The following is a 9,648-nucleotide window of genomic DNA, read 5'->3' on the forward strand; positions in this document are numbered from 1 at the left end:
TGATCAATGGGTAAATTGCCGGGATAACCGCCTGCAACATATCATTAAGCAAATGCGCCAGACTGATTGAATACAGAACGGAGTAGGCAGTTTGCTGGGCCGCACCTGTGGCGGTTCCAGCGGGAGTTCCTTTTGTTATCATAATATCGGCAGCAAAAGACGAGATTAACACCTGATTAAGCAAGAATATCCGGAAAGCAATGTGCCGAATTGGAACGGTTTTAATGCTTTGGCGGCGAATTGTGCTTTAATCCACCACAGCATGTCAGATACAAACCGGCGCAGCAGAAGAATATTTCAGATCGTTCTCGCCATTGCAGCATTGGCCCCGCTGCTCACGGGTATTCTGGGTTTGCTGGGCATTGATAACCCGCTTTACCGGAGTATAAAGTCGCCGGACTATGTGTTATTAGACAGCAATCTCAGGTTTCTGAATGGGATTTCTGTCGGCCTGGGCATTTCCATTTACGCGATTCTTCCGACCATTGAAAAGCAGGCAAGTGCATTGAGGATCATCTGTGGTGTAATTTGTTTGGGCGGCATTGCTCGTCTCTTGTCGCTTTATAATTACGGATTACCGCCTTTTCCATTTAACTTTTTCATTCCGGTCGAAATACTGGCGCCGGTGCTTTTTGTTGTTTGGCAAAATCGAATTGCGAAAAATAGAGCGAAAGCCGCTTGCATTCTCTAATGCGCTGGAACTTGAAACCGCTTACAATGCGCTTCTTCATATCCTGCACAACTGAGCATTTACAATGCAGATTTAAGTTTTGAGTATTTCAGGTTGGATAATGTAGTTCCCGACACAGACTTCACGCGCAGCTCCGACATGGGTTCGTCCGGGAAAAAGATTTCCGTCATTGCGGTGAGACCGCCGTCTGCGAAAAGCTCAATAGAAGCGGCATCTGCGACGAGCGTAACTGAGATGTTTTTGTCTTTGGAAATGCGTGGAGCGGTATGTTTGACCCCAAAACCTTTTTCAAAATCGACTTTGCCGGATTTCGAACGATCGGTGTAATACTGATTAGCAGCTTTATCGTAGCCGATCGTGAGTTCATTGCCGGCCTTATTGGACAGTACTATACTGAAATCTGCTGTCGCGTTTGCATCGAAATCAAGCCTGAACAAGCCGGTGCTGTTTTTTGCTTTGGCTGTCAGGTTTGTTTCGCCTTTCACTTGCAGACTTTTCTCCGAAAAACCGCCGCTGCCGAGCAGATCAAGCTCTTTCACCGGTACTGAGGTGAGGTACATTTCTTTGCCTGCGGTTTTCAATCCCAGCTCGCGCGCGACTGTGTTCGCACTGCGCCACGGGTGCGTCGGCACCTGGTTCGCGTATTGCCAATTGCTCATCCAGCCCATCAGAATGCGCCGGTTTCCGGTGTTAGCAAATGTCACAGCTGCATAGTTATCTGCACCGAAGTCCAGCCATTTCGTTTCCGCGGAATTTGCTTTGAAGGTTTTTCCGTCAAATTCTCCGAGGAAATATTGGCCGGCAGAACCCTTGTTCGGTCCCCCCGGATTGATGTTCACGATAAGTACCCAGACCTGTTTTCCATTGTGCATGATCGGGAACAGGTCGGGACACTCCCACACTCCGCCGTGCGCGCCTTCATTTGCGCCAAACTCACTTTCTCTTGTCCAGTCTTTCAGGTTTGGGGAGGAATAGAATGTAATCCGATCTTTGGTGGCTAAGGTCATAACCCACTTCTTCTGCGGCTCGTACCAGCTCACTTTCGGGTCGCGGAAGTCGGTAATACCGGGGTTTGGCAGTACCGGATTACCGCTGTATTTCGTCCACGTTTTCCCGTCGTCAAGGCTGTAAGCCAGACTTTGGTATTCGTGTTTGCCTGTTTTTTGTTTTTCAAGTACGGGATTATGGTGTGTAAAAATGGCAACCAGCAGTGCTTTGCCGTCTTGGCCAAAACCCGATGTATTCGCAGCATCTACGACCGCACTTCCTGAAAAAATATAACCCAGACTATCGGGATACAAAGCAATAGGTTGCTCCTTCCAGGATACCAGATCCTTGCTGGTAGCGTGCCCCCAGTGCATTGGTCCCCACACTTTATCATCGGGATAGTACTGAAAGAAAAGGTGGTAAGTGCCATTGTGGAAGACCATTCCATTGGGATCGTTCATCCAGTTGGACCTGGGTGAAAAGTGAAATTGAGGCCGGTATTTTTCCTGCATGTCCTGCGCAAAAGCGGGCTTTACAGCTTGAAACGCAATGAGGAAGATCAATGGGAGCAGCACTTTTTTCATGAGCGGCAAGCGGTTGGTTGGTTTGAGAAGCGACTGGCTTTCATTTTGCTATTTACGAGAAATTTTGGTGAGATAAGTAGAATGACGGCACTTATGCATTCCTCTATTCGGTCTTGAACTTCTTTATTCCAATGAAAAAAAGTGTTTTCCTGCTGCTGTTGCTGGCAGCTGTATGTTTCAGTGCGGCTCCGGCAAAAATAACCTGGGTGGCAATCGGCGATTCCATTACTTACCTGAATGATCATAAAGATGAAACCGGTAACCGCGTTACCAAAGGATACCTCAGCCTGATCACCGAAAAACATCCCGATATCGAGTACATCAACCAGGGACACAATGGATGGACTTCTATTAATATCGCAGAGAGAATCGAGTCGCTTGGACTGGTGAAGGCGGATGTATATACCATTTTCCTGGGAACAAACGACTGGTGGCAAGGCAAGCCGATCGGTACCATGGCCGATTACGATAACCAGAATGGCGCGTCGACCGTATACGGCGCATTCAGGGTGATTACGAACAAGCTGCGCGATTTGAACAGGAATGCCGATATTATTTTGATCACTCCCATGCAGCGCGGCGATTTTGTTTATATCAATAATGCTAAAAACAATGCATACGGATCGTATAAACCAAAACGTGATCAGACGCTGGAACAGGTTGCGAATGCAATTTTGGAAATAGGGTTGAAAGAGAAGTTTTCAGTGGTGGATTTGTATCACGAAAGCGGGATGACGCACGAGAATATGGTCAAATTCAAAAGGCTGAAAAATCCACAGACCGGTCAATACCAGAATTATACATATCCTGACTACACCAACATTCCATTCGACCCCGAAAAAGACGAATATCCATATCCTCCGGAGGCGATCAACATGACCTACGACGGTCTGCATCCATCTGACAAAGGATATGAAATTATCGCCGAAATGGTCTTAGCGAAGTGGAAAGGACTTAATTAGTGTACTGCTTAATGCTCCCGAGCAGGTTGTACATTGCGGTATTGATCCCGTCGTTATCGGCTTTCAGGAGTTTAAGTTCATCTTCCATTTCGCCCCGCTTTTTCTTACTGTTTTCAGCCTTGATCAGGACTTCCTTTGCTGCAATGCGTTCATTGTCTTTTGCGGTAAGTCGCAGCGGGCTGTGAATGGGGGAGACCCCGTCGAGATTGGAAATTACGGCCTGATACTGGTTGTCGGAGCAGCTGATGGTAAGGTCAAAGCGGACATAGGCGTAATCGGCGTGGATTACAGGCACATAGCTGGTAACGCGCAATTTTCCTGCTGCTGCATCTTCAAAGGTGACTGCATTCTGATAATTGCCGAAAGTTTTGGAAACCCAATCCTGCATTTTCTTGTAAATATCTGCTTTGGAGAGTTTGGGCTGACCTGAGTCTGAGTAGTAGATGTTTTTTTCCTGATCTAATGGAAGCATGCCGTTTTGGGCGAAAATCGGACCGGCAGAGATAAAGAAGAAAAGCGCGAGAATGTATTTCAAAATGTACAAGAGTTGATTGGCGGGTAAATATAGTTAAAAGGTTGCGGTTCGGATTTTGGCAACAAGTAATTTCAAAAAAGGGGATGTTTGGTTTATCAAATCCCATAGCCCGGCTACTGCATGATCAGCTCGACCAGCATATCGTAACGCGGATCGTGTAATTGTCCGCTCAGCCAGTCTCTTACAATGTATTTGAAAAACAGCATCGGCGGCTCGTGCTGGCTCACGGCATTTTGAAAGTATTCTACTGCGATATCGGCATCGCCCAAAGTAGCGTGCACAATGCCCATATCGTAGTTCGAAACGACTTGCGTTTTGCTCAGCGCTGTCATTTGCGTCAGAATATCCCTTGCACTTTCATGCTCTCCCGAAAGTCCAAACAATGCGCCGCAGGCACTTAGGGTAATTCCGTTGTAATTGATTTCGAGTGCAGTTTCCAGAGCTTCCTGCGCGGCTGGGTAATCTTTTAGAGTTATCAGGTTGGCACCCGTAATCATGTGCCCGCCCCAGAATGCAGGTTCCAGTGCAGTGAGCTTTCTTCCTTGCGCCACCGCATTCGTAAAGTTACCCGAGAGCCAGTATACATAGCCCGCGTAAAAGTTGTTGATCAATGAAAACGGTTCCAGCGAAAGTGCGGTTTCGATTTCCTTTTCTGCCATGGCGGGATGATCGAGCAAGCCCCAGTACAATGCAAATTGCACGTGCAGCTCGGCGGTATTCCAGTTCAGGTCTGTTGCTTTTTTGAATGCATGGGCCGCGCTGCCAAAATCCCATTCATAGAGCATTTGCATCCGGGCGAGGGCAATGTAGCTTTCGGCGATGCCGCTATCCAGTGCAAGTGCCTGCACAGTAGCTTCTTTCATAAGCGGCAGCGCCTGTGCGGCTGGCATGTGCCGGTAAAACCACATATTCAGGTAGCAGGAGGCGATTCCGGCATAAGCAATTGCGTAGGTAGGGTCCAGGTCGAGGGCTGCGTTGAAGTAGCCGATCGCCTTCTGGTATTCCTCGCGGCTGGCAAATTTGTTGTGGTAAAATCGCCCGCGCAGGTAGAGCTGGTACGCATCCTTGTTATTGGTATATCTTTTAAAAGTAACAGCAGGCTCCTCGCCCAATAGCTCAACCTTGATAGCGCTCAGGATCGCAGATGCAATTTCATCCTGAATATCGAAAATCGCTTCCAGCTCGCGGTCATAGTTTTCCAACCACAGCTGAACACCATCGGCCGCATGCACCAGCTGCGCGCTGATCCGCAGCTGGTTACCCGAACTTGCCACGCTTCCATTTAGAATGTAGCTCACATTCAGCTGCTCCGCAATAGACCCAAGCGCCTCATTTGATCCTTTAAAAGTAAACGAAGAAGTACGACCTGAAACCTGCAAACCAGGTACCCGGCTCAGTACACTGATGATTTCTTCGGTAATACCGTCGCTGAAATATTCCTCTTCGGGATCATTGCTGAGGTTTGTAAAAGGAAGTACGGCAATGGATGGTTTCATGGGCTTGTGCAGGATCTGAATATGTTCAATGATGCCAATATAGGCAATTTTCAGGTGTGGTCGGGCGAAAACGACAACCTGCCGCATTGCGGAACCAGGCAAAAGGTTTGGCGGTTGTTAAAGGAGAAGTTACTTAAAGGATTTAAACAATAACCTGCATTCAACATGAAAATTGAGCCAATATATACCGCAACTGCAACTGCTACCGGCGGGCGTAACGGAAAAGTAAAGTCTGAAAACGGAGTACTGGATATTGACGTGAGGGTACCGAAAGAAATGGGTGGGCCGTCGGGTGAGTACCTCAATCCTGAAATGCTTTTTGCCGGCGGATATGCGGCCTGCTTCGACAGTGCATTGAGCCTGATCATGCGCCAGGAGAAGATAACAGGGGTAACCAGCTCGGTGACTGCTGCGGTGAGTATTGGTAAGATTGACAATGGCGGTTTTGGTCTTTCGGTCGTGCTGGAAGTTGAGCTACCAGGCGTGGAAAAGGAGAAAGCCGAAGAATTGGTGGAAAAAGCACATCAGGTTTGTCCGTATTCCAATGCAACACGCGGGAACATAGATGTGGAGTTGATTGTGAAGTAAAACAAATAGGTTTACCTTTGCGCCATAATTCGATACCATGATCTACTTTTTTGCAGACAAACAGAACACTGTTTTTGCGGTCCAGATAGAGAGAACGCTGACAGAATCAGATACTTCCAAATTAAGCTGGCTTTTTGGCGGCGCAGAACTCCGGGATGAACAAAGCATCACGGAGTTTTTTGTTGGCCCGCGCGCGGCGATGATTACGCCGTGGAGCACGAATGCTGTGGAAATCACCCAGAATATGGATATCCAGGGTATTATCCGTATTGAAGAATTTGAAGAAGTCGATGCGGATTTCACTGCCTTCGATCCAATGCTTTCGCAGAAATACAGCGAGCTGAACCAGGATATTTACACCATTAACATTGAGCCTGAGCCAATTCTCGAAATTGAGGATATTGCCGCTTATAACAAGCAGGAGGGACTTTCGCTGAGCGACGAGGAAGTTGACTACCTCAACAAACTTGCCGAAAAACTCAATCGTAAATTGACAGATTCGGAGGTTTTCGGTTTCTCGCAGGTTAACTCTGAGCACTGCCGCCACAAAATTTTCAATGGTGTTTTCGTGATCGATGGCGAGGAACAGCCGGTTTCGCTTTTTAAACTGATCAGAAAAACTTCCGAAGCCAATCCGAACTCGATCGTTTCGGCTTATAAAGACAATGTAGCTTTTGTAAAAGGGCCGGTTGTGCAACAATTTGCACCCAAAAGACCGGACGTACCTGAATACTACGAGATCAAGGATTTTGAATCCGTACTTTCCCTGAAAGCGGAAACACATAATTTCCCGACAACTGTTGAGCCCTTCAATGGCGCTGCGACAGGTTCGGGCGGTGAAATCCGTGACAGACTGGCGGGTGGACAAGGTTCGCTTCCTTTGGCGGGAACTGCGGTTTATATGACTGCATTGTCAAGACTGGAAGAAAATCGGCCGTGGGAGCAAGGTGTGGAAGAGCGCCAGTGGCTGTACCAAACGCCGATGGATATCCTGATCAAAGCTTCGAATGGGGCTACTGATTTTGGTAATAAATTCGGTCAGCCGTTAATCGCAGGGTCAGTACTTACATTTGAACATGAAGAACAAGGCCGCAAGCTGGGTTACGATAAGGTAATTATGCAGGCGGGCGGTGTTGGTTATGGAAAGGCGGATCAGGCGAAAAAATCAACTCCGGAAGTAGGCGACCAGATCGTTGTCATGGGTGGAGAAAATTATAGAATCGGCATGGGCGGCGCGGCGGTTTCGTCAGCGGATACCGGCGCATTTGGTTCTGGAATCGAATTAAATGCGGTTCAAAGATCCAATCCTGAAATGCAGAAACGCGTTGCCAATGCAGTGCGCGGCATGGTGGAAAGCGGCAATAACACCATCGTTTCCATTCACGACCACGGCGCGGGTGGACATTTGAATTGTCTCTCGGAGCTGGTTGAAGAAACGGGCGGGAATATAGATCTGGACAAGCTGCCTGTCGGAGACCCGACGCTTTCTGCCAAAGAAATCATTGGTAACGAATCCCAGGAAAGAATGGGATTGGTGATAAGCAAGGAAAATCTGGAAACGCTGAAACGCATTGCAGACCGTGAAAGAGCGCCGCTTTATAATGTGGGTGAAGTAACTGGTTCGCACCGGTTTACATTTGAATCTGCGAAAACAGGTGCAAAGCCGATGGACCTGAAAATGGAAGATATGTTCGGCAGCTCGCCTAAAACGGTGATGGCTGACAAGTCCATTGAAAGAAATTACGAGCCAGTAACTTACGAAACCGGCAAGCTACATGAATATTTGGAACAACTGCTTCAACTGGAAGCGGTTGCGAGTAAAGACTGGCTTACAAATAAAGTAGACCGTTGTGTGGGGGGCCACGTGGCCAAGCAGCAATGCGCCGGTCCGCTGCAATTGCCTTTGAACAATGTGGGCGTAATGGCGCTGGATTTTCAGGGTAAAGATGGAATTGCGACTTCAATAGGTCACGCGCCACTTTCTGCATTGATCGACCCGGCTGCGGGTAGCCGCAATGCGATTGCGGAGGCACTTTCCAATATCGTTTGGGCGCCTTTAAAGGATAACTTGACCAGCGTTTCGCTCTCCGCAAACTGGATGTGGGCTTGCAAGAATGAAGGTGAAGATGCACGTTTGTACAAGGCTGTAAAAGCTTGCTCGGACTTTGCGATCAGTCTGGGAATCAACATTCCAACAGGCAAGGATTCGCTTTCGATGAAGCAGAAATACAAAGGCGACGAGGTAATCGCGCCGGGTACTGTGATTATTTCGGCAGCGGGGCATTGCGATGATATTCGTGCGGTGGTTGAACCTGTTTTGAAAAAGTCGGGCGGTTCAATTTACTATATCAATTTGTCGGGCGATACTTACAAGCTGGGCGGATCTTCATTTGCACAAATCCTGAACAAAATCGGTGATGCTACGCCGGATATCCAAAGTGCTGAGCAGTTTAAAAATGCATTCAATGCAATTCAGCAGCTGATCAAAGCAGGGAAAATTCAGGCAGGTCACGATATCGGCAGCGGCGGATTGATTACCACTTTACTTGAAATGTGCTTTGCAGATCGTGATCTGGGCGCGAGCATCGATCTTTCCGGTTTGGGAGATCAGGATATTATCGAAAAGCTTTTTGCAGAGAATATCGGTGTTGTTTTCCAGGCAGATGAATCTGTCGAAAACATGCTCCAAACCAGCGGCATTGATTTCCATAAGATAGGAACTGTAAACCTCGCTTCGACGCTGACAGTGAAGGATGCGACAGGTAGCTGGGATTTTGATATTGATCAGCTGCGCGATGTTTGGTTCAAAACTTCGTATCTGCTGGATATCAAACAAAGCGGCGCTGAGCTGGCAAAAGAGCGTTTTGACAACTATAAACACCACGTACTGCGCTATAAATTTCCGGCACAATTCGATGGGAAAAAACCTGCAATTGATGCTTCAAAACCACGTCCAAAAGCAGCAGTACTGCGCGAAAAAGGAAGCAACTCCGAAAGAGAATTGGCGAATGCCATGTACCTGGCCGGTTTTGATGTAAAAGACGTTCACATGACGGACCTGATCTCCGGCCGAGAAACGCTGGAAGATATCCAGTTCATCGGCGCAGTAGGAGGGTTCTCGAATTCTGATGTACTGGGGTCTGCAAAAGGCTGGGCGGGCGCATTTCTTTATAATGAAAAAGCGAGGGTTGCACTTGAAAACTTTTTCAAACGTGAGGATACCTTGTCTGTCGGCGTCTGCAATGGCTGCCAGCTCTTCGTAGAGCTCGGCCTGATCAATATGGGGCATGATGTAAAACCCAAAATGCTGCACAATGCGAGCGGCAAGCACGAAAGTATCTTCACTTCGCTGACGATTCAGCCTAACAAATCGGTGATGCTATCGTCACTCGCTGGCAGTACGCTCGGCGTGTGGGTATCTCACGGAGAAGGCCGTTTTGATTTCCCGTATACTGAAGACCGTTACAGCATAGTTGCCAAATACGGCTACGAAACTTACCCGGCTTGTCCAAACGGCTCCGGTTTCAATACAGCAATGCTCTGCGACGAAACCGGCCGCCACCTGGTCATGATGCCGCACATCGAAAGATCACTTTTTCAATGGCATTGGGCGAATTATCCTGAGGGTAGGAAGGATGAAGTTAGTCCGTGGATGGAGGCATTTGTGAATGCGCGGGAGTGGATTGAAGGGAGGAAGGAGTAAGGAGGAAAGGGAGGAGGGGAGGAAGTGTCACGTCCTGAAATAGGTTGACCTTAACCACAGGGAGATTTATGCAGCATGACCGTCCGAAAGTAGTGAAGTACA

Annotated in this window: 7 protein-coding genes; 4 read left to right on the forward strand and 3 right to left on the reverse strand. The window is 48.0% G+C overall.

Features of this window, described 5'->3' with window-relative positions; translation table 11 throughout:
- Window positions 1-262 precede the first annotated feature (262 nt).
- Complete coding sequence (locus tag ACTIE6_RS09635) at window positions 263-691, forward strand: DUF4345 domain-containing protein (RefSeq protein ID WP_439556434.1); 429 nt, start codon at window positions 263-265, stop codon at window positions 689-691.
- A 59-nt stretch (window positions 692-750) separates the two neighbouring features.
- On the opposite strand, the gene ACTIE6_RS09640 is transcribed toward ACTIE6_RS09635, so the two are convergent.
- Window positions 751-2,262 (reverse strand): glycoside hydrolase family 32 protein, encoded by a 1,512-nt coding sequence (locus ACTIE6_RS09640; protein ID WP_439556435.1) that lies wholly within the window; start codon window positions 2,260-2,262, stop codon window positions 751-753.
- A 131-nt stretch (window positions 2,263-2,393) separates the two neighbouring features.
- Between ACTIE6_RS09640 and ACTIE6_RS09645 the strand changes: the two genes are divergently transcribed.
- Window positions 2,394-3,224 (forward strand): SGNH/GDSL hydrolase family protein, encoded by an 831-nt coding sequence (locus ACTIE6_RS09645; protein WP_439556436.1) that lies wholly within the window; start codon window positions 2,394-2,396, stop codon window positions 3,222-3,224.
- On the opposite strand, the gene ACTIE6_RS09650 is transcribed toward ACTIE6_RS09645, so the two are convergent.
- Complete coding sequence (locus ACTIE6_RS09650) at window positions 3,217-3,759, reverse strand: DUF4468 domain-containing protein (protein WP_439556437.1); 543 nt, start codon at window positions 3,757-3,759, stop codon at window positions 3,217-3,219. The two genes, ACTIE6_RS09645 and ACTIE6_RS09650, sit on opposite strands and share 8 nt — an antisense overlap.
- 113 nt (window positions 3,760-3,872) lie before the next feature.
- Window positions 3,873-5,357, reverse strand: a complete 1,485-nt coding sequence (locus tag ACTIE6_RS09655) for an AraC family transcriptional regulator (RefSeq protein WP_439556438.1) — start codon at window positions 5,355-5,357, stop codon at window positions 3,873-3,875.
- Window positions 5,358-5,420: 63 nt separating this feature from the next.
- On the opposite strand from ACTIE6_RS09655, the gene ACTIE6_RS09660 reads away from it, so the two are divergent.
- Both ACTIE6_RS09660 and purL read left to right on the forward strand, forming a co-directional pair.
- Window positions 5,421-5,843 carry an organic hydroperoxide resistance protein gene (locus ACTIE6_RS09660; RefSeq protein WP_439556439.1) on the forward strand — a complete coding sequence of 141 codons (423 nt, stop codon included), beginning with the start codon at window positions 5,421-5,423 and terminating at the stop codon, window positions 5,841-5,843.
- A 37-nt stretch (window positions 5,844-5,880) separates the two neighbouring features.
- Window positions 5,881-9,546 (forward strand): phosphoribosylformylglycinamidine synthase, encoded by a 3,666-nt coding sequence (purL, locus tag ACTIE6_RS09665; protein WP_439556440.1) that lies wholly within the window; start codon window positions 5,881-5,883, stop codon window positions 9,544-9,546.
- Window positions 9,547-9,648: the final 102 nt, after the last annotated feature.

The organism is Dyadobacter sp. (genome assembly GCF_051859145.1).
Taxonomy (GTDB): domain Bacteria; phylum Bacteroidota; class Bacteroidia; order Cytophagales; family Spirosomataceae; genus Dyadobacter.

Bases quoted from the DNA above. Each gene is read 5' to 3' on its own strand.
- ACTIE6_RS09635 (WP_439556434.1), top strand. From the start codon at position 263: ATGTCAGATACAAACCGGCGCAGCAGAAGAATATTTCAGATCGTTCTC.
- ACTIE6_RS09640 (WP_439556435.1), bottom strand. From the start codon at position 2,262: ATGAAAAAAGTGCTGCTCCCATTGATCTTCCTCATTGCGTTTCAAGCT.
- ACTIE6_RS09645 (WP_439556436.1), top strand. From the start codon at position 2,394: ATGAAAAAAAGTGTTTTCCTGCTGCTGTTGCTGGCAGCTGTATGTTTC.
- ACTIE6_RS09660 (WP_439556439.1), top strand. From the start codon at position 5,421: ATGAAAATTGAGCCAATATATACCGCAACTGCAACTGCTACCGGCGGG.
- purL (WP_439556440.1), top strand. From the start codon at position 5,881: ATGATCTACTTTTTTGCAGACAAACAGAACACTGTTTTTGCGGTCCAG.